The organism is uncultured Modestobacter sp. (genome assembly GCF_947486615.1).
Taxonomy (GTDB): domain Bacteria; phylum Actinomycetota; class Actinomycetes; order Mycobacteriales; family Geodermatophilaceae; genus Modestobacter.
Genome location: NZ_CANKUD010000004.1, coordinates 243,549 through 266,616, shown reverse-complemented (window position 1 = coordinate 266,616; position 23,068 = coordinate 243,549). Strand labels below are relative to the sequence as shown.

At 76.2% G+C, this 23,068-nt stretch carries 24 protein-coding genes and 1 pseudogene; 1 reads left to right on the top strand and 24 read right to left on the bottom strand.

Translation table 11 applies throughout. The annotated features are described in order from the left end of the window. Positions 1 to 16: 16 nt before the first annotated feature. The 16 genes from Q1A09_RS09965 to Q1A09_RS09890 form a co-directional block, all read right to left on the bottom strand. Positions 17 to 751 carry a bifunctional 2-polyprenyl-6-hydroxyphenol methylase/3-demethylubiquinol 3-O-methyltransferase UbiG gene (locus Q1A09_RS09965; protein ID WP_299954169.1) on the bottom strand — a complete coding sequence of 245 codons (735 nt, stop codon included), beginning with the start codon at positions 749 to 751 and terminating at the stop codon, positions 17 to 19. After that, positions 748 to 1,968: a pitrilysin family protein gene (locus tag Q1A09_RS09960; RefSeq protein WP_299954167.1), complete on the bottom strand. Its 1,221-nt coding sequence runs from the start codon at positions 1,966 to 1,968 to the stop codon at positions 748 to 750. The genes Q1A09_RS09965 and Q1A09_RS09960 overlap by 4 nt, the downstream gene beginning before the upstream one ends. Beyond that, a complete protein-coding gene (locus tag Q1A09_RS09955; RefSeq protein ID WP_299954165.1) occupies positions 1,965 to 3,245 on the bottom strand; it encodes a pitrilysin family protein in 1,281 nt (426 codons plus the stop codon). The genes Q1A09_RS09960 and Q1A09_RS09955 overlap by 4 nt, the downstream gene beginning before the upstream one ends. Then, the gene (locus Q1A09_RS09950; protein WP_299954164.1) at positions 3,242 to 4,204 is read right to left on the bottom strand and encodes a T3SS effector HopA1 family protein; all 963 of its coding nucleotides are present in this window, start codon (positions 4,202 to 4,204) and stop codon (positions 3,242 to 3,244) included. The genes Q1A09_RS09955 and Q1A09_RS09950 overlap by 4 nt, the downstream gene beginning before the upstream one ends. After that, on the bottom strand, positions 4,204 to 5,304 hold the full coding sequence (lxmK, locus tag Q1A09_RS09945) for a class V lanthionine synthetase subunit LxmK (protein WP_299954161.1): 1,101 nt from the start codon (positions 5,302 to 5,304) through the stop codon (positions 4,204 to 4,206). The genes Q1A09_RS09950 and lxmK overlap by 1 nt, the downstream gene beginning before the upstream one ends. After that, positions 5,301 to 6,254 (bottom strand): phosphotransferase family protein, encoded by a 954-nt coding sequence (locus tag Q1A09_RS09940; protein WP_299954159.1) that lies wholly within the window; start codon positions 6,252 to 6,254, stop codon positions 5,301 to 5,303. The genes lxmK and Q1A09_RS09940 overlap by 4 nt, the downstream gene beginning before the upstream one ends. Further along, a complete protein-coding gene (locus tag Q1A09_RS09935; RefSeq protein WP_299954157.1) occupies positions 6,251 to 6,835 on the bottom strand; it encodes a flavoprotein in 585 nt (194 codons plus the stop codon). Before Q1A09_RS09935 ends, Q1A09_RS09940 begins: the two co-directional genes overlap by 4 nt. Beyond that, positions 6,832 to 7,782 carry an LLM class flavin-dependent oxidoreductase gene (locus Q1A09_RS09930; protein ID WP_299954155.1) on the bottom strand — a complete coding sequence of 317 codons (951 nt, stop codon included), beginning with the start codon at positions 7,780 to 7,782 and terminating at the stop codon, positions 6,832 to 6,834. Before Q1A09_RS09930 ends, Q1A09_RS09935 begins: the two co-directional genes overlap by 4 nt. A gap of 72 nt (positions 7,783 to 7,854) precedes the next feature. Continuing rightward, the gene (locus Q1A09_RS09925; protein ID WP_299954153.1) at positions 7,855 to 8,031 is read right to left on the bottom strand and encodes a hypothetical protein; all 177 of its coding nucleotides are present in this window, start codon (positions 8,029 to 8,031) and stop codon (positions 7,855 to 7,857) included. A 48-nt stretch (positions 8,032 to 8,079) separates the two neighbouring features. Next, a complete protein-coding gene (locus Q1A09_RS09920; RefSeq protein ID WP_299954151.1) occupies positions 8,080 to 9,849 on the bottom strand; it encodes an ABC transporter ATP-binding protein in 1,770 nt (589 codons plus the stop codon). A 43-nt stretch (positions 9,850 to 9,892) separates the two neighbouring features. After that, positions 9,893 to 10,063 (bottom strand): LxmA leader domain family RiPP, encoded by a 171-nt coding sequence (locus tag Q1A09_RS09915; RefSeq protein WP_299954149.1) that lies wholly within the window; start codon positions 10,061 to 10,063, stop codon positions 9,893 to 9,895. Between the two features lie 119 nt (positions 10,064 to 10,182). Further along, positions 10,183 to 11,439 carry an ABC transporter permease gene (locus tag Q1A09_RS09910; protein ID WP_299954147.1) on the bottom strand — a complete coding sequence of 419 codons (1,257 nt, stop codon included), beginning with the start codon at positions 11,437 to 11,439 and terminating at the stop codon, positions 10,183 to 10,185. Beyond that, positions 11,436 to 12,338 carry an ABC transporter ATP-binding protein gene (locus tag Q1A09_RS09905; RefSeq protein ID WP_299954146.1) on the bottom strand — a complete coding sequence of 301 codons (903 nt, stop codon included), beginning with the start codon at positions 12,336 to 12,338 and terminating at the stop codon, positions 11,436 to 11,438. The genes Q1A09_RS09910 and Q1A09_RS09905 overlap by 4 nt, the downstream gene beginning before the upstream one ends. Before the next feature lie 54 nt (positions 12,339 to 12,392). Continuing rightward, positions 12,393 to 12,935: a hypothetical protein gene (locus Q1A09_RS09900; RefSeq protein WP_299954143.1), complete on the bottom strand. Its 543-nt coding sequence runs from the start codon at positions 12,933 to 12,935 to the stop codon at positions 12,393 to 12,395. Further along, on the bottom strand, positions 12,922 to 14,676 hold the full coding sequence (locus tag Q1A09_RS09895; protein ID WP_299954141.1) for a hypothetical protein: 1,755 nt from the start codon (positions 14,674 to 14,676) through the stop codon (positions 12,922 to 12,924). The genes Q1A09_RS09900 and Q1A09_RS09895 overlap by 14 nt, the downstream gene beginning before the upstream one ends. 90 nt (positions 14,677 to 14,766) lie before the next feature. After that, entirely contained in the window at positions 14,767 to 15,429 is a 663-nt protein-coding gene (locus Q1A09_RS09890; RefSeq protein ID WP_299954138.1) for a GPP34 family phosphoprotein, read from the bottom strand. Positions 15,430 to 15,751: 322 nt separating this feature from the next. Here Q1A09_RS09890 and Q1A09_RS09885 point away from each other — a divergent pair, with 322 nt between their 5' ends. Further along, a complete protein-coding gene (locus Q1A09_RS09885; RefSeq protein WP_299954136.1) occupies positions 15,752 to 15,982 on the top strand; it encodes a hypothetical protein in 231 nt (76 codons plus the stop codon). Positions 15,983 to 16,068: 86 nt separating this feature from the next. On the opposite strand, the gene Q1A09_RS09880 is transcribed toward Q1A09_RS09885, so the two are convergent. The 8 genes and pseudogenes from Q1A09_RS09880 to Q1A09_RS09845 form a co-directional block, all read right to left on the bottom strand. Further along, complete coding sequence (locus Q1A09_RS09880; protein ID WP_299954133.1) at positions 16,069 to 17,106, bottom strand: ATP-binding cassette domain-containing protein; 1,038 nt, start codon at positions 17,104 to 17,106, stop codon at positions 16,069 to 16,071. Between the two features lie 160 nt (positions 17,107 to 17,266). Continuing rightward, positions 17,267 to 17,533 (bottom strand): annotated as a pseudogene (locus Q1A09_RS09875) (ABC transporter ATP-binding protein); the annotation flags it as partial. 83 nt (positions 17,534 to 17,616) lie between these two features. Then, positions 17,617 to 18,408: an acyltransferase domain-containing protein gene (locus tag Q1A09_RS09870; RefSeq protein ID WP_299954131.1), complete on the bottom strand. Its 792-nt coding sequence runs from the start codon at positions 18,406 to 18,408 to the stop codon at positions 17,617 to 17,619. Continuing rightward, positions 18,405 to 19,244 (bottom strand): class II fructose-bisphosphate aldolase, encoded by an 840-nt coding sequence (locus tag Q1A09_RS09865; protein WP_299954129.1) that lies wholly within the window; start codon positions 19,242 to 19,244, stop codon positions 18,405 to 18,407. Before Q1A09_RS09865 ends, Q1A09_RS09870 begins: the two co-directional genes overlap by 4 nt. Further along, positions 19,241 to 20,203, bottom strand: a complete 963-nt coding sequence (locus Q1A09_RS09860; RefSeq protein ID WP_299954127.1) for a 1-phosphofructokinase family hexose kinase — start codon at positions 20,201 to 20,203, stop codon at positions 19,241 to 19,243. Before Q1A09_RS09860 ends, Q1A09_RS09865 begins: the two co-directional genes overlap by 4 nt. Then, on the bottom strand, positions 20,182 to 21,306 hold the full coding sequence (locus Q1A09_RS09855; RefSeq protein WP_299954125.1) for an N-acetylglucosamine-6-phosphate deacetylase: 1,125 nt from the start codon (positions 21,304 to 21,306) through the stop codon (positions 20,182 to 20,184). The genes Q1A09_RS09860 and Q1A09_RS09855 overlap by 22 nt, the downstream gene beginning before the upstream one ends. Then, positions 21,303 to 22,187, bottom strand: a complete 885-nt coding sequence (locus tag Q1A09_RS09850; RefSeq protein ID WP_299954123.1) for an ROK family protein — start codon at positions 22,185 to 22,187, stop codon at positions 21,303 to 21,305. The genes Q1A09_RS09855 and Q1A09_RS09850 overlap by 4 nt, the downstream gene beginning before the upstream one ends. After that, positions 22,184 to 23,062 carry an SIS domain-containing protein gene (locus Q1A09_RS09845; RefSeq protein ID WP_299954121.1) on the bottom strand — a complete coding sequence of 293 codons (879 nt, stop codon included), beginning with the start codon at positions 23,060 to 23,062 and terminating at the stop codon, positions 22,184 to 22,186. Before Q1A09_RS09845 ends, Q1A09_RS09850 begins: the two co-directional genes overlap by 4 nt. Positions 23,063 to 23,068 lie beyond the last annotated feature (6 nt).

The following is a 23,068-nucleotide window of genomic DNA, read 5'->3' as shown; positions in this document are numbered from 1 at the left end:
GTCCCCCGCGCGCCGCTCAGCGCACTCGGCGATAGGTCGTGACGTGTCGGGGGCAGCCCACCGTGAACGGCTCCCCCGACCAGCCCGCGCTGCGCGAGACGAGCTCCAGCCCGGCCATGCGGGCCATCAGGTCCAGCTCCGAGGGCCAGGTGTACCGCACCAGCTCACGGGCCTTGGCCATCCCGTTGTCGTCCATCAGGGTCCGGATGACCAGCATCAACTGACGCGCCGGGTCGATCTGCGTCGTGTTCACCAGGATCCCGTCCGGCAGGTGCACCAGGTCGTTGGTCGCCCCGACCTGACCGTGGTACGGCGTGGGGTCGAAGGCCTCGACGAGCACCACTCCCCCCTCGTCGACCTGCTCGGCCATCCGCCGCAGGCACTCGATCTGCCCGTCCGCCGACGACACCGCGAACAGGGTGTTCATCACGATGGCGACGACGGCGAACCCCTCACCAGCCACCGTCGTGGTGAAGTCACCCAGCTCGGTGGTGATGCGCCCGTCGGGGTCCCGCTCGCGCAGCCACGCCAGCATCGCCGGTGAGGCGTCCAGGCCGTGCACCCGCACACCTCGTTCGGCCAGCGGGATGGCCAGCCTCCCGTGGCCGATGCCGAGCTCCAGCACCCGCCCGTCCGGCGGGCACATCGCCGCGATGGCGTCGGCCGCGTCCTCGACGTCGGGGCCGTGCGGGTAGAGGACGTCGTAGATCCCCCGGTGCGTCGTCCCGTAGTCGCCCTCGAGCTTGATCATGCTGCCCCCTCCACGTGGCTGCCCGGTCGCCCACCGACCAGGGCGTGACTCCAGGTCGCTGTCCCGATCCGGTGTGCGGCCGCGGCCACCTGATCCGCCGTCGCGGTCTCGAGACGCTCGGCGTGCCGGTCGGGCCAGCCGGTGTCCAGCTGCTGGGTGGCCAGCACCGCCAGGCCCTCCACCAGTGCGGCCTGGGTGGCACCCGCGGCCGCGAACTGGCCCAGGGCGTAGCGGCGGGCGGCGGCGAGCTCCGTGGGCGCCGGGCCGCCCGCGGCGAAGCGGGACAGCTCATCGCGGACGGCCCGCATGGCCGCGGGCACGTCCGCGGCGCGCACCCGGACGTCCAGGGTGACGCTGCGCGTCGCGGCCAGGGCGTCGGGTCCGGCGTGCACCGAGTAGGCCATCCCGGACCGGTGGCGCAGCCTGCGCACCAGCCGGGAGCTGAAGAAGCCACCGAGCACCAGGGTGGCCAGCTGGAACGCGCCCTCCGCCGGATCGTCACGACCGGGCGCACCGGTGACCAGCCGCAGCAGCGCCGAGTCCTCCCCCACCAGGTGCAGCCCCTGCTCGGACTCCCTCGCCGGGGGCAGCGCGAGCTGCTGCGCGGGACCGTCGGCACGCCAGTCCCCGAACGCGGCACGGACCCGCTCCACGGCCTCGGCCGGGTCCAGGTCGCCGACGACGACCAGGACCGCACCCCCCGGCCGGAGCAGCCCCCGGGCCGCCGCCTCGACATCGCCGGGCCGGAGGCGGGCCAGCGCACCGGCGTCGGGAGGCCGCAGCGCGGGGTGGTCGTCGAACCTCAGTCGGTTCAGGGCGTCCGCGGCTGCGGCGCTCGGGTCACGCGGAGCGCGGGCGAGCCGGCGGGCGAGCTCGTCGCGCACCTGGCCGAGCCCGCTCGGCGCCGTCCCCGGCCGGGCCACCTCCGCGACCCGGGCCAGCAGGTCGGTCAGCGCGTGCGCCGGCGCGTGGCCGTCGACGCTGAGCCGTTCGGCGGTCACCCAGGCCACGACCTGCCCGCCGGCCCGCCGGACCCGGCGAGCGCAGGGCGTGCGGGCGACGGCGACCTCGGCCGCCAGCAGCTCCGTCGCCGCGGTGTCGATCGGGGTCCGGCTGCACCGGGGCAGCTGCAGACGGGCCCGGACCACCGGCACGGACGGACGCCGCACCACCTGGACCCGCAGCCCGGTGGGGAGGACGACGTCGTCGACGTTCACGATGCCCGCACCGCCGGCAGGTCGCCGACCAGCTCGACGCGGTGCGGCTGTTGCGCCGCCAGCTCTTCGCTCGCCGCCACGACCGCGTCCAGCGGCACGGCAGTGAGCAGTCGGGGCAGCTCGACGAGGAGCCCGGGCTCGCGGTGCAGGAGCTCGCCGAGCCCGAGACTGGCGCATCGCACCGCGGGCTGGTCGAGGTGCACCGCCGTCGCGGTGGCGACGCGGGCGACGGCGGCGCGGAGCGCAGCCGGCCGCAGCCGGCCGGTCGACGCACCGACGAGCGCGCCGTGCAGCACCGCCGCGACCGCGGCGCCGGACTGGTCGGGACCGTGCCGGGCGGAGAGCACGACGGTGTCGGGATGGCGCGCCTGCAACGGCGACCCGAACAGCCCGCAGTGCGCCCGCGACCCCACTCCGCGGACGCCCGCGCGGCGCAGGGCCTGCGCCAGCAACCCGTCGGGACCGTCGAGCAGCGCGACGAGGGCCACGTGGGCCAGGTGCTCCGCGCGGGCGACCGCCGCGTCGGGCAGCCGGAGACCGAGTGCGACGGCGGGCTGGTCGAGACCGGGGCGGCGCACGGTGTGGGACGTGCTCCCGGTCAACGTGTCGTCGAGCGCGGGCCGCGGGTGGGCCACGCCCGCCGGGATCGGCTCCCAGGCCTCCCTCACCACGTCCAGCACCTGCTCGGGGGGCACCGGGCCCAGCACGGTGAGCACCGCGTTGGCCGGCACGTAGTGGCGCGCGGCGAAGGCCCGGCACTCCTCCGGCGTCGCGGCGGCGAGGTCGGCCGTGCTGCCGTAACCGTCGTGGGCGTTGGCGAAGTCCCGGTACACGGCCGGGGGCAGCACCTGCCAGGGGAACCCACCGTGCGGCCGGCCGCCGATCGTCAGCGCGATCTCGCGTTCGATGATGCCCACCTCCCTGCGGAGGTACGGGCCGTCCACCTCCGGGGGACGCAGCCGATCGGCACCCAGGGCGAGCACCGCGCCGAGCTCCGCCGGGGGCACCGTCTCGTAGAAGCAGGTGTGGTCCGGGCGGGTGTGGGCGTTGGCGCTCCCGCCGAGCGCCTGCACGGCCTGGATGTGGTCGACCCCGCCGGCGGCCCGTGGCGCGAACACCAGGTGCTCGAACAGGTGGGCGAAACCGCTGCGACCCACCGGTTCGTCCCGGTAGCCGACGCCGACGTGCAGCGAGACGGCCGCGACCGGGAGCTCCGGCTCGTGGGCGACCAGCAGACGCAGGCCGTTGCCCAGCACGGTCCGCAGCGCCGCGGTCATGCGGGCGGCAGGTTGTACGCGGGCCGCAAGGGGTCCACCCGGCCGGCGACCAGCGCCGCGGCGACGGCGCCGTGGACGTCCCACCTCCCGGCGCCCATGGCGCAGGCGACCAGCGCGTCGGCGACCAGACCGCAACGGTGCTCGCCGAAGCTGAGGCCGCGCCGACCGGCCCGGTCGTCAGCCGGCTCGCTGGCGACCGCGACGCCCGGACCGACGGCCTCGGCGAACGGTGAGGTCGAGGCACCGGTCCCGGGATGACCGGCCAACCGCCGGACCAGCAGGCCGGCGATCTCTGCCGCCGAGCCGCTGTAGACGACGATGGCGTCCTGACGCGGGTAGGCCTGCGGCGACGACGCGACCTTGCTGCGGTGACCGCCGCCGTGCCCGGCGAGCACCGACAGCACCTCCGCCCAGACACTGGCGGCCCGATCCGCCTCGGGCACGTGCACGTAGACCCGCTGCAGACCGTCATCACCCGGCGGCCTCGCCGGTCCGGTCGACTGCACGAGCAGGAAGCCCGGCGACAGTCCCGGTCGCGCCGCGGGGACGCGCACCTCGACCACGTCGCCGGGGACGCCGGGGGCCGACAGCGCGCTCGCCGGCACCTGCACGACCGCGTCCGGGAGTGCGACGACGGCGCCGCCGTCGACCTCCGCGAGCACCCGCCCGCGCACCACCGTGTGCCGGTGCGGGACGGCCGCCGAGAGCGCGCGCTCGAAGGGCGCGTCGCGGGAGCTGCGCGGCCGGTCGGCCCCGGCACCCAGGGCAGCGGCGGGGGGCTGGCCCATGTGCAGCCGTCGGTACAGCGTCGACGACAGCGTCGCCCGCAGGGCGCGTGGGCTGTCCGCCTCGATCACGTCACCGTGGACGACGGCGCTGCGGCCACCCGGCGCGACGTGGACCTCGTCCAACGCCCTCGCCAGCGCCGGGGAGAGAACGGTCCCGAGCGTGCTCGTCATCACCGGCCACCCAGCCCGATCAGCGCCGCGGCGTCGGCCGGGCGGTGCAGCAGGAGGCGACCGATCCCTGCCGCCGCCCGCTGGGTGGCCGAGAGCCGTGGGGAGTCCGGGGCGGCGGCCATCAGCCGGTCGAAGAGGTGCCAGCCGGCGAGGGCGGTCGCCCGGGTCGTCAGCTCGGGGTCGGGCTGCCGGCCGGCGACGTAGGCGCCCCAGAACGCGTGGACGACCGGCCGGACGCGGGCCAGCTCGGCGACGCCGTGGGCGATCAGGCCGGCCGGGCCGGCGCCGTCGGCTGCCGCCTCCTGGTCACGGAAGGCCGGGAGCGCCAGCACGGCGCGGTAGAGCCACTCCCCGGCGAACGCCCCCACGTCCCGCGCCGGATCGGCCCGGCGGAAGTCCTCCCAGTCGCTGATGAGCAGCGTGTCCGAGTCGTACAGCAGCTGGTCCAGCCGCAGGTCGCAGTGCGCCGGGACACGCGGGGCCGCGGCATCCCGGACAGCGACGGCGCGGAGGTCGGCGCGCAACTGGGGGTCGGCGTGGATGGTGCGCCACAGCTCCAGCAGGCCCGCGCTCGCGGTGCCGTAGACGGCCCACGGCAACCCGTCGAGCCAGTGGAACGGCGGGAACGGCGGCGCGGTCTCGTCCAGGTCGACCACCGGCGCCAGGGAGTGGAGGTGGGCGATCGCCGCGCCCACCTCGGCGGCCCGGCGCTCGTCGAACTCCTCACCCAGCGCGAGCTCCAGTCCGGTACGGCCGGCGTCCACGAGGCGGAACACCATCAGACCGTCCGCCCACCCCAGGCAGCTCGGGGCCCGGAGCGGCCCGGGCGCCGAGCCCGCGAGCAGCTGCTCGAAGGAGATCGCCCGGCGGATCCGGCCGACCGACTCGAGGGGGTCCTGGCTCAGCTGCTTGACGAACACCGCGGTGCCCGACGTGGTGGTGCCGGCCCAGTTCTCGTTCCGCCCGGGTCGGGCGGTCAGGTCGTGGCCGACGAAGGTGCCGAGCCCGAGGCGGTCGAGGAGCTGCTCGACCGCCGGGTGACCGGTGAGGTCGGCCGGCCGTACGCGCAGGACCGGCGTCGGATCGGTGAGTGCGGTCATGGCTGCTCCTGGCGGTCGTGGGTCCCGGCCACGACGCGCACCAGAGCCGCGGCTGGGTCGTCGACCAGCTCGGCGATGGTGTGCAGACGAGCCGGCAGGTCGTCGTGCCAGCCGACGTAGGCGGCGTAGTCGTGCAGGTGGGTGGCCATCCGCACGGCACAGGCACGCGCGGTGCCCGCGGGCAGCTCCCCCGCGCCACCGGCCCCGTAGCCGCTGACCAGGGCGCCGGCCGCAGGCCCGACCCAGCTGCGCCTGCCACCACGGCCCAGCTCGACGAGCTCACCGAGCAGCCAGCCGAGGTCGGCGCCGGGGTGGCCGGCGGTCACGTCCTCCCCGGTCAGCACCGCGACCGGGCCGACCCCGTCGTCCGGCGGCACGATCTGGCCCAGGCTCGGGCCGCCGTGGACGAGGGTCGTGCCGCCCAGCAGGACCGCGTCGGTCCACTCCCGGAGCCAGCGCACCCGCGACGGCCCCAGCCGGGCGGACAGTTCGACGTGCAGCCTGCCGGCCGCCGGCGTCTGCGCGGCCCCGGCCAGCCAGCGGGACAACCGCACCGGGCCGGCCGGCGGCGCCCCCGGGGTCCCGTGCGGGACCACGACCCCGTGCAGCGCCCGCAGCGCGCGGCCGGTCGCAGCCAGCGCCTCGGTGACGACCCGTGGGCCGTCACCGGTGGATGCGGCGGCCAGCAGCGAGGTGCTCCCGCGGGTGTGGAAGACCAGCCCCGGCGGCCGGACCTCCGGGAGGGTGAGCACCGCGCCGGTGGCCGTGGTGTCGGGCAGCAGTGCCAGCAGCGCCGGGTCCGCGCAGCTGAGCGACCCCGGGCGGGCCGGGCCCGCGGTGCGGCCCCAGCGGAACCCCTCGCCGTCGGAGTGCACGGTGAGCCGCACGAAGGCGGTGGCCCGCTCGACGACCAGGCAGCCGGGGCGGGCCGGTCCGGCGACGAGCATCATGCGGCCGCCGCCCGGCGGTGCCCCGCGACCGCTGCGACGACGTCGGAGAACGGGGGCGGCGCGTGGGTCTCCCGCCGGCCGGTCGTGGCGCTGAGCCCCGGCCGGCCAGGGGTGACGAGGACGTTCGGACGCCGGCGGAGCCGGTCCAGGTGCTCGACGACCAGCGGGTTGGCCAGGGCACCCGGTGGCAGCGCGGGAGCGACCGCGATCGGGGCCTGCGTGCACTGGAGGGCCAGCAGCACCGGGGTGTCGGCGGCCCCGAGCGCGAGCCGGGAGACGAAGTGCAGGGTCGCCGGGTCGACGACGACGGCGTCGGCCCACTCGGCCAGCTCGACGTGCGGGGCCGCGACGACGGCCTCGTCGGGCCACTCGTCGATCTCGACCGGCCGGTCGATGAGCGGGCTGAGCGCCTGCGGGGCGACGAACCGGGTGGCCGCCCGGGTGAGCACGATCCGGAGCTCGACGTCCGGGTGGGCGATCCGCAGCCAGTTCACCCAGAACGGGAGGTGGGCGACCCCGAGCGAGCCGGTGCCGACGAGCAGCAGCCGGTCGATGCCCAGCGGCTCGGGGACGGCCGTCACGACGCCCTGCTCACGGTCTGGGCACCGGCCGTCGCGGTGGCGAGGACCTCGGTCAGCTCGGCGAGGGCGACAGCCGGGCCGTCCTGGGCGATGAGCCCGGCCGTGCTGAGGACCACCTCGTCGACCCCGCACTCCCGGTACCCCTCGAGCGCGGCGACGACGTCCTCGGCGCTCCCGGTGAGGAAGGCGCCGGCCTCGACGATCGCCCGGGCACCCGCCGCGGTGTCGCCCGCCGGGTAGTGCACGCCGGCGCGGGCGAGCATGTCCGCGTAGTGCGGAGCGCCGAGATGGCGGGCCGAGCCCAGCTCGGCGACCCGCGCCACGTCCCGCCCCGGTGCGCGCAGCGCCATCGGCACGATCGCGACGACCCGTGGGCGGGCCGAGCCCTCGGGCGTCCCGGCGTCGAGGGCCGGGATGATCTGCTCGCGCAGGTACCGGTCCGGGGTCAGCCAGGTGATGACGACGTCGGCGGCAGCCGCGGCCAGGCGGGCCATCCGTGGCCGCAGCACCCCGAGACCCACCTCGACCGGGGCCGTGGTCAGCGGCGGCAGCCCGCCCTGACCGCCGTCCAGGGCCGACCGGACGGCGGTGGCGTACTCCGCCGCGGCCGTGGCGGGCTTCTCGTAGGGGGCTCCGCGCAGTGCCGCGACGAAGCGCGGGGTACCGACGCCGAAGCCGGCCACCACCGGCCGGCCGGTCAGGGCAGCCAGGCTGCGCGCCTGGACGGCGGCCTCCAGCGGGTGACGCAGGGGCATCAGCCCGACCGAGATGCCGAGCGGGACGCGCGTCCCTGCCCCGGCCAGGTGCGCGAAGAGCGCATAGGCGTCGATCAGCAGCGACTGCCCGGTCCACAGGCGGGCGCCGGGGAACTGCCCCGCGAGCGTCGCGAACGGGAGGACCTGACGAGGGTCGCTCGGTTGGAGGGGGTACAGCACGGAGAGCTGCATGGGGGTCGCGCTCCTTCGGTCCCGAGGTGGCTCACGGCCCGGTGGACGGGCGGGCCGGCCCGATGCCCGCGGTCAGCGGCTGGCGGTGCCGCCGACCCCCTGCGACCTGCGGTAGAGCAGCGCGTTCACCGGGATCGCCACGACGGCGACGGCGACCAGGACGGCCCAGTGCACCTCGAGCAGGAAGAGGACGACGAACAGGGCGAGGAAGCCGGCACTGAAGGTCGCGAACGTGACCTTGGAGCTCATCGGAGTACCTCCGCAGTTGTTGGGTTGACACAGCACAGTCTTGTGTTTTCACAACGAACTGTCAAGGGGTGTCGGCTCCTCGTCCCAGGCCGGCATGAGCTGGCCGAGCACCAGCTCGCGGTAGGCAGGGCACCGGTGGACCAGCTCGTCGTGGGTGCCGACATCGACGACCGTGCCGCCGTCCAGCAGCACGATCCGGTCGGCGTCGTGCACGGTGGACAGGCGATGGGCGACCACCACCACGCACGCGGAGGCAGCCAGGGTGCGCAAGGCGACCCGGAGCATCCGCTCGTTGCCGCCGTCCAGGGCCGAGGTGGGCTCGTCGAGCAGCACGACGTCCGAACGCCGGAGCAGGGCCCTGGCGATGGTCAGCCGCTGCCGCTGCCCACCGGACAGCGCCGCACTCGAGCCCAGCGCGGTGTCCAGGCCGGCCGGCAGCGCAGCGATCTCCCGGGCGAGCCCGACCCGCTCGAGGGCGAGCTCGAGCTCCTCGTCCGGCGGCGGCTCCGGGTGCCCGAGGACCAGGTTCGCGCGGACCGTGCCGCGCACCAGCGTGCAGTCCTGGTCGACCAGCGACACGGTCTGCCGGAGCGCCGCCAGGTCCCACTCGGCGAGGTCGACGCCGTGCAGCAGGATCGCGCCCGTGTGCGGGCCGGTCAGCCGGTCGGCCGCGTGCAGCAGCGTCGTCTTGCCGGCACCGGACGGGCCGACGACAGCGGTCAGCCCGACCCGCGGGGCGGTGAAGGTCACCTCGCGCAGCGCGGGGCTCCCGTCGGGGTGCACCACACCCGCGCGGCGGAACTCGAGGGCGGGGCGGGCCCGGGCCTGTGGCCGGGCGGTGCCGCCGGACTCCGCGGGCAGTGCCATCAGCTCATCGACCCGGCGGCGCGCAGTGAGCCCCATCTGCAACCTCCCGGCGCCCATCCCGAGGATGGTCAGCGGCCCCACCAACTGGAGCAGGTACAGGAGGAATGCCGCGAAGTCGGCGATCCCGAGTGCGCCCGTGCTGAGCCGGACGCCACTGCCGAGGACGACGCCGATCATCGCCGCCTGCTGACCGAACTGCATGACCGGACTTATCAGCGACTGCAGTTTCGCCATTGACTGTGCAGCGATCATGCCGCGTTCAGCGGAATGGTCCAGACCCGCCGCGGTCTGCACCTCTGCGCGACTGGCCTTGAGCGTGACGAGGGCATCGAGAGCGGCCGTGTAGTCGGTGGCCAGGCCGCCGATGATGCCCTGCTGGTGACCGGCGTGCCGGCGGATGCTCCTGAGCATGAGCGACACCGCGCCACCGGCGACCGCGAAGCAGCCGACGGTGATCCCCAGCAGGACGGGGTCCAGGTAGGCCATGACCCCGACCGTGACGAGGACCTGCATCACCGCCGTGGGGAACTGGACGACACCGAGCTCCACCACCGACCGGAGGTTCGCGACGTCGGCGACCGTGCGGGTCACCAGGTCCCCCGCCCCCCACCTGCGCACCAGGGGGACCGGGAGCCGGAGGGTGTGCCGGATCATCCGCATGCGCAGTTCCCGCACCATGGACTCCGTCGCGTGCCCGAGCAGGGCCGCCGACGCCCCGGACGCAAAGGCCCCCACCAGGGCCAGCACCGCCAGCAGGCCGGCCGAGGCGACCAGGCTGCCCGGCTCGGACAGCCCGTTCACCAGCGACCGCACCGCGAGCGGGAGGGCCACGGTGCAGCCGGTCGCGAGAGTGGCCAGCAGCGCCGCGCCGAGCACGAACCGCCGCCGGCCGGAGGCGACCGAACGGAGGACGCGCAGACGCACCGGCCGGTCGTCCACCGGGTCGGTCATCTGCGCGCCCTCCTGTCCGGCAGTCGTCAGCCGCGTCGCTCGATCAGCACCAGTGGTCGAAGGTGTTGTCGATCGAGACGGCGGAGATCGCCGAGCAGGGGACGGACGACGTCATCGTCGGGGTGATCGCGAGCGCCCCGTTGTCGTCGTCCATCGCCAGCTCGTCGGCGGTGGTGTAGGTGTCGTAGCCGGCCATCAGTTCCTGAGCGTCCATGCCATTCCTCCTGATGAGTGCAGACCCGCTCCGGGATTTCCGGAACGGTTTGTGCACCCCTTGTCTAACTCGACCCGGAGGTGGTCACAAGAATTCGAGGGACAGTTGGCAACTTGCTGTCATCGACGTATGCCGAGGGCTTCCACGAAGGCGATCCGGCCACCGCTGCGCAGCACGGAATTGGCATAGACCCGGCCCGCCCCCAGTGCGACGACGGCGATGGTCAGTCCGGTGAGCACCAGGGCCAGCAGGCTCTGCCAGAGCGGGACGGTGCCCAGACCGGCACGGATCGGCATCATGATCGGGCTGAACACCGGCACCATGGACAGCACCTCGAACAAGGTCCCCTCCGGGTCGTTGCCGGCCAGCAGGATGCCGGTCAGGAACGGCGCCCCCATGAACAGGACCATCGGCTGGAACACCGCCGCGACCTCCTCCTGCCGCGACACCGTGGACGCGGCCGCGGCGATGAGGGTGGCGAAGAGCAGGAAGCCGAGCAGGTACCAGACGAAGGCCCAGCCCACGGTGGTCAGCACCGACGTCGGCAGCCGCAACGAGCCCGACACGGCCGCCCCGACGAGCCCGCAGCCGGCCAGCAGACCGAGCTGCACCAGGCCGCAGATCCCGGCTCCGACGACCTTGCCGATCAGCAGCTGCCACGGGCGGATCGTGGACAGCAGGATCTCCACGACCCGGCTGCTCTTCTCCTCCACGACGCTCTGCGCCAGACCCACCCCGTAGAGGATCAGCGAGACGTAGATGAGGATGCAGGCGATCAGCCCCATCGACAGGCGCAGGCTGGCCATCGCACCGAGCGGCTCCAGCTGGACCACCTCCAGCGCCTGCACGCTCACCTCCTCGTCCACCGCCCCGGGGTCCAGCCCGTTCTGGGTGAGCACCGTCTCGAGGGCCCGCTGCCGGACGACGTCCCGCAGCGGCTCCTCGACCGCGTCGTCCAGGGTGTGCAGTACGACGACCTGGAGATCGCCGTCCACGGTCGCCACGACGGCGGCGTCGGCCTCCCCGCTGCGCACGGCGGTGGCGGCGGCTGCGGCGTCGTCCTCGACCCGGACCTGGGCCGGGAGCCCGGCGGCGGAGAACGCCTGCTGCACGTCCTCCTCTGCGGCGGCCGACGAGCCCGACTCGCCGGCGATCACGACCGTCGGGCCGGACGAGCCGGTGGGCGCCTGGACGAACACGAAGGCCGCGAGTGCGGCGACCATGACGACGGTCCCCAGGACGAACCCGCGGGTGGCCATCGTGCTGACCAGCTCCCGCCGGACCACCAGCCAGATCTCGCGCAGGACGTGGTCGCGGTCGAGGTCCTCCGCCGGGGCCGTCGGCACCGGTGCCGGGGACCGGAGGTCGACGCTCATCGCCCGGCCGCCGACTCCTGGAGGTCGGCGGCGACCGTCTCCCGGTAGAGGTCGGTCAGCGAGGGCCGGTGCGGCCGGAACTCACGTACCGGGCCGACGGCCAGCGCGGCAGAGAGCAGCGCCCGCTCGTCGACGGTGTCGTCGACGGCGAGCAGGCGCGCGGTGCCGACCGTCCGGATCGGGGTCACGCCGTGCTGGTCGGGGACGAACCCGGGGGCGTCGAGCCAGAACTGCCGGAGACCGGTCGACTGCAACTCGGCGATCGTCCCGCTGGCGCGCATGCGGCCACCGGCGATGATCCCGACCCGGTCGCAGGTCCGCTCGACCAGCTCCAGCTGGTGGCTGGAGAAGATGACCGGGACGCCCGCCGCGGCCTGTTCGGTGAGCACCTCGCTCATCACGTCGACGGCGACCGGGTCGAGCCCGGAGAACGGCTCGTCGAGCACCAGGAGCTCCGGGTCGTGCACCAGGGCGGCGGCCAGCTGGACCCGCTGCTGGTTGCCCAGGCTCAGGGTCTGCACCCGGGCGTCGTCCTTGCCCGTCACCCCCAGCCTCGCCAGCCAGGAGTCCGCCGCGCGCCGGGCCGCGGCCCGATCGCGGCCGTGCAGCTCGGCGAGGTAGGCCAGCTGCGCCCGGACCCTCATCGCCGGGTACAGGCCGCGCTCTTCAGGCATGTAGCCGATCCGCCGCCGGGCGCGGCGGCCGATCGAGCGCCCCCGCCAGGTGACGCTGCCGGCATCCGGCTCGGTGACGCCGAGCACCACCCGCATCGCCGTGGTCTTCCCGGCACCGTTGGCGCCCACGAAGCCGTAGATCTCCCCGGGTCGCACCTCGAACGACAGGTCGTCCAGCGCGGTGACGTCCCCGAACGCCTTGCGCACTCCACGCACCTCGAGCATGACTCACCTCCGTTGTGTGAACAGAGTTGAGTATTGGGAAAACCCAACGTCAGGTCAAGCTGATCGACCCGGTTGCCGGAGGTCGCAGACCGGCGAGACGAACACCCAGACCGGCTCCTCCGCCGGGTCACGGCCCGCGCTGCGCTGCACGCCGAAGCGGAACGCCTCCACCTCCGGGCGCTGTCGCGCCGCCCGCGCCGCGCACCCCCGCAGCAGGCGGTAGGACGGCGAGGTCCGGACGTCCGAGCCGCGCATCCCCCGGCCGGACAGCAGGCGGGCACAGGCCTCCAGCAGCGCCTTCTCCCGGCGCCGGGCCGGGAACCAGACGGCCTGCAGCGGCCGCCGGTCGAGCACCGGGGCGGTGTGCTGCCACGGCCCCTGCTCCTCGCCATCGACGGCGCACCAGGCCAGCAGGTAGTCGTGCTGCCCGGGCTGAGGTGCGAAGAACCGCCAGGTCGGCAACCACAGTCCGAGCGGGTCACGGCGGCGTGGCCCGTGGAAGACCCGCGACGGGTGCTGCGTGGCGAGCGTGGCGGTCAGCCACGCCGACAACCCGCCGACGACGGCCACCCGCCGCGCGCGGTCAGCCGGCCGCACGTCGGTCCTCCTGCCGGGCAGCCGAGCCGGTGACCAGTGACTCGATCAGCGCGGCCACCCGTGCGCCGGCACCGGGCGCGGTGACCAGCCGGTCGGCGCCCTCGACCTCGGGGACGACGGCGACCCGCAGGCCCGGGGCCGCCCGCCGCAGCGCCCGGGCCGTCCCCCGCAGCACGGGATGGGTGAACGGGTCCTGCCCGGAGGCGACCAGCAGCAGCGGCTGCTCGACCCGGGTCGGTGGGGAGCTGCCCCGGAGGGCACTGCGTTCCCGGTCGGCGGCGGTCCACAGCCGCGGGTCGCGGTACTCGGCGAGCGCTGCCGCCCGGGCGGCACGGGGCAGGTCCTGGGCCCAGTCCGGGCGTTCCAGCAGCCGCCCCAGCCCCAGCCGCAGCCACCGCACGACCGCGGCGATCGACTGGTGGGCCTGGGCCGAGGAGCCCGGCCAGACGGGGTCGAGCAGCACGATCGCCTGGACCCGGCCGCCGAGTTCCGCGGCCGCGTCGAGCACCGGACCGGCGGAGAGGTGGTGCCCCACCAGCAGCACGTCGCGACCGGGCACGACGGCGTCGAGCAGCTCGACCAGGTCGGCCGCCACCGCCGGCCCCGTCGCGGGCACCTCGTCGCTGCCGCCGTGCCCGCAGCGCTGGTGGGACAGCGTGGCGATGCCCGGGCCGAGCGCGTTGCGGACGGTCGTCCACTGGGCGTCGGTGAGCATCGGACCGCCCTCCAGCACGACGACCGGCCCGTGCGCCGGGCCGTCGAGCCGGTGGACGACGCGCCGTCCCGACGCGAGCCGGACCACCCGGCCACCGGCCATGCCGCGGCGTACCGCGGCCCGCCGTCGCAGGTGCGCGAACTGCAGGATCCCACCGGCCGCCACCGTGGCCGCGGCCACGACCCGGGGCAGAGCGTCGGACCGGCCGGCGTGCGGGGTCGCCGCGTAGAGGACCGCCGGATAGGTGGCCCCGAAGGCCCAGGGGAAGCGGTTGAGCCCGATCGCCACGGCGTTGCCGGCGTGCAGTGCCGCCGCACCGCCCAGCAGGGCCGGCGCCCAGCGACCGCGCCGGGCGAACACCAGGGGCATCGCCGACTCGAGGGCGACGACGCCGTGGGTCAGCACCCGGGCGGCGGTCGGGTGCCTGCGCACCAGGTCGTAGGCGCGGGGCTCGCCGTAGCTGCGGGTGCGCAGCAGCTCCGGCAGGGCCCGTCCCGAGCGCCAGCTGGGGCTGCCGACCTTGAGCCACCCCGACACCGCGTAGGACCCGACGGACTGCAGGGCGCTCGCCCACAGCACGGCGTCCACGACGGCGGGATCGCCCTCCCCCGCCCGGGCGACGGTGTTGAGCGCGTGGACGCAGAACGCGGTCTGGTCGGCGCCGTCCGCCCCTGGCTTCAGCCGGGCACGCAGCAACGCCATGGTGCTGGTGACGGTCGCGTCGGCCACCAGCCGGGCACGCGGCCCGGTCGGTGCCAGCAACGCCAGGGACGCCGCGACCTGCGTGAGCGCCAGGCAGCGGGCCACCTGCGGGCCGGCCGCGGCGTCGGCGATCCGGCGAGCGAGCGGGGAGCGCAGACCGGTCGACTCCCGCACCACGGACCAGTCCAGCAGGCCGCCCGGACCGTGGTCGCGCTCGGCGGCCACGTGCTCCAACCCGGCGATGAGCGTGCTGACGGCGGCGAGCCGCTCGGCGGCGGCCACGGCGGCCGACCGGTCACGGGGAGCAACCCGGCCCGAGAGCATGCCGGGAGCGTTCCCGGCCCCGGGCGTGCAGGTCAACGAGATGGCAACAACCTGCCGTCCCGGGGCGCGAGCCGTCGACGTCGTCCACGCTCAGTCCCCGGCGAGCTGCAGGTACAGGACGGTCGCGAGGGCGGCGTTCGCCGCCTGCACGGACGCCGCCACCTGGTCGCCGGGGCCTCCGGCCGGGGCGTCGGCCGCTGCGTCGGCGAGCGCCGCACGCCGGTGGGCGTCCAGGTCGAGGACCGCCTCGATCTTCGCGCCGTGTACCAGCCCGGCCAGTGCCGCGACCCGCGCGGACGGGCTGCCGGATCGCTCGGTCAGCTCGGCGATCACCGCGGCCCGCACGGCCGCGTCGGGCACCCGGGTGCGGTACGGGATCAGGCCGAGGAGGCGGCCCCGCCCCGGCCGCAGCGCGCCGGCGGTGACGGCGGCGGCCTGCTGCACGGCCAGTGCACCGCGCCGCAGACGCAGCCACGTCGCCAGGCGCACCGCGCCGCCTCCCGAGCAGCGGCGGGCCAGGTCGGCGCTGACCTCGTCGCGCCAGGCCGGCCCGTCGGTGGTGGCCCGGGCGGCCACCACGGCCCCGTCCACGACCTGGACGTCGCCGCGGACGGTGAGCTCCAGCAGCTCGGCGGCGGCCGCCACCTTCGGCGGCTGGAAGCGCTGGTAGGGCTGCCCGGCGGAGGTGTGCAGCAGGGGCATCAGCGCGCCGGGCACGCCCAGGCGGTCGATCGTCGATCCGGACCTCGTCATCGGGGTGCTCTCCGTCCGTCAGGACCTCAGGGGCCCGGCGGCGGTCCCGTCGGCCGGGCGAGGCGCTCCCTCGCCGTCGGCGGCGTGACCGCCCCGGGGTGGCCGGCAGCCGCCCGGTCGCCGGCACGACGGAGCGGAAGGCTCCCGCGCCGGGAACGTAACGCACCGGACCGCCGGGCAGGGGCGGCCGGCGACCGGCCTCCGGGGACGCCGACCGGGCGGCTGCCTCCTCCGGTGCCCGGCCGCCCGATGTGACGAGCCATCGCACGATCAACGTCCGGTCGTCGTCGGATCGTCATGTGTGTGCGGCAGGGTGCTGCCCATGACCGCGAGCCTCTCCCTGACCGGCACCTCCCGCTTCGGGACCCATGTCGCCTCGGTGGCGCACGACCCGCGCAGCAGCAGCCAGCTCACCCACGCCGTCGCCCGGCCGGTCGTCGACGGCCTGGACCAGTCCGTCTGCGGCGTGCTGGTCTCCGCCGTCGCCGACCAGGACTGGCTCGCCTTCCCCGGCACCGACCGCTGCCCGGAGTGCACCCGCATCGCCGGCTGACCCCGCGCACCCGCTGGGCCCTCCGTTGGTCACGGGATGCTGCCTCGTCAGCCACGAGGCGTCCCTGGGTGACCAACGGCGGCCGGTCATCGGGGCGCGGCGACCTCCTGCAGGTGGCCGGCTGACAGGTGGAGCCGGCGGGTGATGCCGAGCTCGGCCAGGAAACGGTCGTCGTGGCTGACCACCACGAAGGCGCCCCGGTAGGCGGCGAGCGCCCCGACCAGCTGGCCGACGCTGACCAGGTCGAGGTTGTTGGTCGGCTCGTCCAGCAGCAGCAGCTGCGGCGCCGGCTCGGCGTGCAGCACGCAGGCCAGGGTCGCCCGCAGCCGCTCGCCCCCGGACAGCGCCCGCACCGGCAGGTGCGCCCGGGCGCCGCGGAACAGGTACCGGGCCAGCAGGGTCAGCCGCTCCGCGGTCGGCAGGCCGGGTGCGGCGTCGGCGAGGGCCTCGGCCACGGTGCGGTCGGGGTCGAGCAGGTCCAGCCGCTGGGAGAGGTACGCGATCCGGCCCTCGGCCCGCCGCACCTCCCCCGCGTCGGGCTGCAGACCGGTGATCAGCTGCAGCAGTGCGGACTTGCCGACGCCGTTCGGGCCGGTCAACGCGATCCGCTCCGGGCCGCGGACGACGAGGTCGAGGCCGCCCCCGGCGAACAGCTCCCGGACCTGCAGCCCCTGGCCGGCGAAGAGGGTGCGCCCGGCCGGCACCGCGGTGCCGGGCAGCTCGACGGCGATCGCCCGGTCGTCGCGCAGGGCGTGCACGGCCTCCGCCAGCCGGGCGCGGGCGCCGTCCAGCCGGGCGGCGTGCACGTCGTCGGCCTTGCCCGCCGACTCCTGGGCGGTGCGCTTCATCTTCCCGATGACGATCCTCGGCAGGCCGGCGTCGGCGACGGTGCGGGCGGCGTTGCCCGACTTCTTCTGCGCCCGCTCCCGGGCCAGCTGCCGCTCCCGCTTCTCCCGCTTCACCTGCTGCTCGGCGGTGTGGACGTCGCGCTCCACCGCCTCCTGCTCGGCCCGGACGGCGGCCGTGTAGTCGGTGAACCCGCCGCCGTAGGTGTGCAGCTCCCCGCGCTCCAGCTCGGCGATGCGGTCCATCCGGTCGAGCAGGGCGCGGTCGTGGCTGACCACCAGCAGGCAGCCGCTGAAGCCGTCGAGCGCGACGTGCAGGGTGCGGCGCGCGTCGCCGTCCAGGTTGTTGGTCGGTTCGTCGAGCAGCAGGACGTCGGGGCGTCAGCAGCTGCGCGGCCAGGCCGAGGGTGACCACCTGCCCGCCGCTGAGCGTGCCGAGCCGCCGGTCCAGCGTCACGGCGCCGAGGCCGAGCCGGTCGAGCTGGGCGCGGGTGCGCTCCTCGACGTCCCAGTCGGTGCCGACGGTGGCGAAGTGCTCGTCGGCGGCGTCACCGGACTCGATGGCCGTCAGGGCGTGCAGCACCGGGGCGACCCCGAGCGCCTCGGCGACGGTGAGCTCACCGGAGAGCGGCAGCGTCTGCGGGAGGTGGCCGAGCAGCCCCTCGACGGCGATGCTGCCGGCGGTCGGGCGGAGCTCACCGGCGATCAGCCGGAGCAGCGTGCTCTTGCCCGCGCCGTTGGGCGCGACGAGGCCGGTGCGGCCGGCTCCCGCGCGACCGGTTCACCGGCTCAGCCGTCGACGTGACGGTCGCACCGGGCCGGGCCGTCCGGAGGGTGCTGCCGCAGCACGCCACACGGTTCGGTCCAGTGGCGGCCCGCCCGGAGGTGGGCCGCCACGAGGTGCTCCAGCCGGGTCGTGGGCAGCACGGCGGAGGGGTCGAGCACCCGGTCCAGCGGCTGCCGGAAGACGAACCGGGCCACGGCGTGGTCCCCGGCGGTCGGGCCGCCCTCGCCGCCGGCGGCCTCCTCGCCGGGGAGCACGGCGAACCGGGCGGCGAAGCGCACGATGTTGCTGTCGGCGGGGAGCCCGTCCGGGAGCGCCGGGTCCAGCAGCCAGGAGGTGCAGGTGACCGGCCCCGGGCCCAGCTCCGTGGCGGCCCGGCGCAGGGCGGTGTCGACCCGCACCGGGTCGAGCGGCCCCTGCTCCGGGACGTGCACCGCGCGCCCCGCAGCGCCGGCCAGCCGCTGGAACTGCAGGCGCCCCAGTGCGAGCACGTCGGCCCGCAGCAGACCGAGCAGCCAGCCGACGTCGGTCGTCGCGCCGTAGGCCCGGAGCTTGCGCCCGACGTCGGCCAGCGTGTCCCGGGTGACGTCGGCCGGCACGTCCAGGCGCCGGTGCCGGTCCAGGGCCGCGGGCAGCAGCGCCACCAGAGCGGGCACGGCATCCGGTGCGGCGACGGAGGGCGCCGGCGGCTCGTCCGCGGCCAGCCCGGCGGCCAGCTCCGCCAGCACCTGCGGCGCCGGGGCGGTGGCCGGCCAGGCTCCCGGGTCCAGGTCCAGCAGCGCCGCGGGGTCGCTCACGCCGACGCGAGCAGGCGGAGCAGCCGCTCGATCTCGGCGGTGACGGCCTCCCGCCCGGGCGCCACGTACTTGCGCGGGTCGACGAGCTGCGGTGCCGCGCCGAGCGCGTCCCGCACGGCGCCGGTGAAGAGCGCGTTGAGGTGCGTGGAGATGTTGACCTTGGTCATCCCGGCGCGCACCGCCGCACCGAGCTGGTCGTCGGACAGGCCGGAGGAGCCGTGCAGCACCAGCGGCACGTCCAGCGCACGGGCCAGGTCGGCGATGAGCGTCGTGTCCACGGCCGCGACCCGCTCGGTCATGGCGTGCGAGGTGCCGACCGCCACCGCCAGGGAGTCGACCCCCGTCGCGGCGACGAAGGCCACCGCCTCGGCCGGGTCGGTCCGCGCCCCGGGGGCGTGCACGCCGTCCTTGCCGCCCACCTCGCCCAGCTCGGCCTCCACCACGACGCCCCGGGCGTGGCAGTGCTCGACCACCGCCCGGGTCGCCGCGAGGTTCTCCTCGTAGGGCAGGTGCGAGCCGTCGAACATGACGCTCTGCACCCCCAGCGCCACGGCCGCGTGCACGAGCTCCACGTCGTCGGCGTGGTCCAGGTGCACCACCGCCGGCACGGCCGCCCGCCGGGCGAGCGCCAGCGTCGCCAGGGCGATCGGTTCGAAGGACCCGTGGTAGGCGGCGCAGTTCTGGCTGATCTGCAGCACGACGGGCAGCTGTGCCGCCTGGGCACCGGCGACGATCGCCTCGGCGTGCTCGAGCAGGACGACGTTGAACGCGCCCAGGCCGCGGCCGGCGGTGCGGGCCTCGCAGGGCAGGTCGGTGGTCAGGTCGGTGGTGGTCATGAGCGCCTCTGTTCGGGGACGGCGGGGAACGGGATGCGCGCACCGGGGGCACCCGGCAGGCGGTCGGCGAGCGGGTCGAGGTCGGCGAGCCGGACGTCCCCGGCGGTCGGCCGGCAGACGGCGGCGGCGCCCAGCACGGCGGCCCAGCGCAGCGCCTCCGCCAGCTGCGCCCCGGCGACCAGGGCGGCCACCAGGCCGGCGGTCGCGGCGTCACCGGCCCCGGTCGGGTTGCCGTGCACCCCGGGGACGGCGGGCTGGGTCACCGGTACGCCGTCGGCGCCCACCGCCAGCAGCCCCTCGGCGCCCCGGGACACCACCACCGCCGCCGCACCACGGCGGCGCAGCGACGCCAGCGCGCCGTCGAGGTCGGCGACGCCGGTCGCCTCGGACGCCTCGGCCGCGTTGGGCTTCACCACGTCGGCGCCGGCGTCCGCGGCCGCGAGCAGCGCCGCGCCGCTGGTGTCCACCAGGACCCGGGCCCCGGCCCGGTGCCCGGCCGTGACGAGGGCCTGCACGTGCCGGCCGGCGGTCCCGGGCGGGAACGAGCCGGAGACCACGAGCACACCGCCGGGCTCGCACCGCCCGGTGACCGCCGCGCCGATCCGGGTCCACGCCTCGTCGGTCACCTGCGGCCCCGGCTCCGCGTAGAGGGTCGGGTGCGCGGCGCTGTCGACGACCGCGAGGGTGCTGCGGGTCTCGCCCCCGACGGGGACGGCGACGCTCTCCGTGCCCTCGGCCAGCAGCTGGTCCTGCACCCAGCGGCCGGCCTCGCCGCCGAGCGGCTGCACGGCCGCCGCGGCGTGCCCGAGCACGCGCAGCACCCGGACCACGTTGAGGCCCTTGCCGCCGGCCCGGCGCTGCACCGAGCGCACCCGGACCGTCTCGCCGATCACCTGGCGGTCGACGCGGTAGGTGACGTCGACGGCCGGGTTGGGCGTCAGGACGACGATGCGAGCCATCGACCCCTCCGCATCACCCGGTGCGGACCCTCGTCCCGCAGCTCGACGAGGTCGGCCGGCCGGCCGATCTGCAGCGGGTCGCCGGCGAGGCCCAGGGCGGCGGCCGGGGCGCGCGTGCTGGCGGAGACGAGCTCGGGCAGCCCGACCCCGCGGGCGCGCAGCCGCCGCACGACGTCCGCCACGGTGGCGGTGCTGCCGGCCAGCGAGGAGCCGTCCGCGAGGTTGGCGACACCGCTCTCGACCAGCACGTCGGACCCGGCGAGCCGGTACCGGCCGTCGCCGAGGCCGGTGGCCGCCATGGCGTCGGAGACCAGCGCGACCCGGCCGGGAGCCGCGCGGCGCGCCAGCGCCAGCGCCTCGTCGGCGACGTGGTGGCCGTCGGCGATCAGCTCGACCGTGGCCCGGTCGTCGCTCAGCGCCACCCCGACCGGCCCGGGACGGCGGTGGTGCAGCGGCGGCATGCCGTTGAACAGGTGGGTGAACACGGTGGCGCCGGCGTCCAGGGCCCGGCGCACGGTGTCGGCGTCGGCGTCGGTGTGGCCCAGCGCGACCGTCACGCCGGCGGCGACGAGCTCGGCGACGGCGGCCGGCGCACCGGGCAGCTCGGGGGCGAGCGTCACCATCCGCACCGTCCCGTCGCCCGCGGCGAGCAGGGCCGCCACGTCCCGAGGGTGCGGAGCGCGCAGCAGCAGCGGGTCGTGCGCGCCGCACCGGGCCGCGGACAGCCAGGGCCCCTCGAGGTGGACGCCGGCGAGGGCGCCGCTGCGCACGACGGGGACCAGTTCCCGCAGCCGGGCGGCGGTGGTGTCCAGGGCCGCGGTGGCCACCGACGCGACCAGGGTGGTGCTGCCCGCCCGGGCGTGGTGCTCGACGGCCGGGCCGGGGTCGGCGCCCAGCGTGCCGAAGTCGGTGCCCAGGGCGCCGTGCACGTGCATGTCGAGGTGGCCGGGCACGACGGTGCCGAGGTCCCGGTCGGCGGGCGCCGGCGGCTCCCCCGTCCCCCGCTCGACCACCAGCCCGTCCCGGACGCGCAGCCAGGCCGGGCCGTCCGTGCCGGCGCCGTCCACCAGCCGCCGGACGGCCAGCAGCACGCTGCCGGTCACGACCCGACCGCCAGGTCCTGGGCGAGCAGCGCCGCCCCGCGGGCCGCGGCGGTGTCGCCGTGCGCGGCGACCACCAGGTGCGGCGCGCGCAGCCCGGCCACCCGCGGGCCGAGGGCGGCGCGGAGCGGGTCCAGCAGGACGTCGCCGGCCAGCGCGAGGCCACCGCCCAGCACGATCGCCGAGGGGGCCACCGTGACCACCAGGTCGACCAGCACGTCGGCCAGCACGTCGACGGTCTCCTGCCAGACCGCGCGGGCGGCGGCGTCGCCGGCCCGCACCCGGTCGGCGACGGCGCGCGCGTGCGGCTCACCGGCCCGGACGGCGGTGGCCCGCGCCGAGCCGACCTGTTCCACGCGCAGCCCGGCGAAGGGGCCGTGCACCAGGACCCGCTGCCCGACCTCGCCCGCCCAGCCCCCGGCGACGACGGGGACCCCGTCGACCAGCACGGCCGCCGCGATGCCCGTGCCCACGGCCACGAAGGCCACCACGCCCTCGGCGCCGCGGGCAGCGCCGGTCCGCGCTTCGGCCACGGCACCGGCCCGCACGTCGTGGCCCAGCGCGACCCGGCGGTCGAGCCGGGTCTGCAGCAGCTCGCGCAGCGGCAGGTCGCGCCAGCCGATGTTCACCGACTGCACCGCCGTCCCGCGGTGCTCGTCGACGATCCCGGGGACGACGACGCCGACCGGGACGTCCGGGTCGGCGCGGGCGGTCAGCTGGGCCACCACGTCGGCGACGGCCTCGACGACCTGCGTCCCGGTGGGGTCCGGCGCCGGGGTACGGACCCGCAGCTCCCGGGCCGCCCGGCCGCCCGCGTCCAGGAGCAGGCCCTTGACGCTGGTGCCGCCGACGTCGACGCCGACGACCAGCGGCGCACCCGTCACGTCAGGATGACGGAGCGCGTCAGCGAGCGCGGCTGGTCGGGGTCGAGGCCGCGGCTCTTCGCGACCGCGACGGCGAAGCGCTGGGCGACGACCAGCCCGGCCTGGGCATCGAGCGGGTGCTGGACGAACGTCGCACCGGTGGCGGCGACCTCCTCGGCCAGCCCGTCCGGGGCCTCTCCCAGCGCCCACACCAGCCGGCCGGGCTGGGCGATGGAGATGGGGCCGTGCCGGTAGTCCATGGCCGGGTAGGACTCCGACCAGAACTGCGCCGCCTCCCGGGTCTTGAGGGCGGCCTCGGCAGCCAGGCCGACCGACCAGCCGCGCCCGAGGAAGGTGCACTGGTCGGCGGCCAGCAGCTCCTCGATCGGCACCGCCAGCGCCCGCTCGCCCTGTGCGGCCAGCACCTCGACGTCGGCACCCAGGTGGACGCGCAGCAGGGTCAGCGCGGTCGTGGCGAACCGGGTCTGCACCACCGACCGCTCGTCGGCGAACGGGAGCGCGACGGTCGAGGTGGCCACCTGCGCTGCCGGGGACGTCGGCACGGCCGTGATCAGCGTGGTCGGGACGCCGGCCAGCTCGCCCAGCAGGTCGATGATCTCGGTGGTCGTGCCCGACCGGGAGATCAGCAGCACCCGGTCGTACCGGCGGCCGAGCGGGTACTCCGACCCGGCGAAGGCGTCGGTCACCCCGTGCCCGGCCTGCTCACGGAGCACCGCGTAGCTCATGGCGATGAACCAGCTCGTGCCGCAGCCGACGACCGCGACCCGCTCGCCGGCGCGCGGCAGCGCCTCGGCGACGGACGGGAGGAGGGTGGCCGCCTGCCGCCAGGCGTCAGGTTGAGAGGCGATCTCGGCATCGACGAACGTGGAGGGCATCGGCTT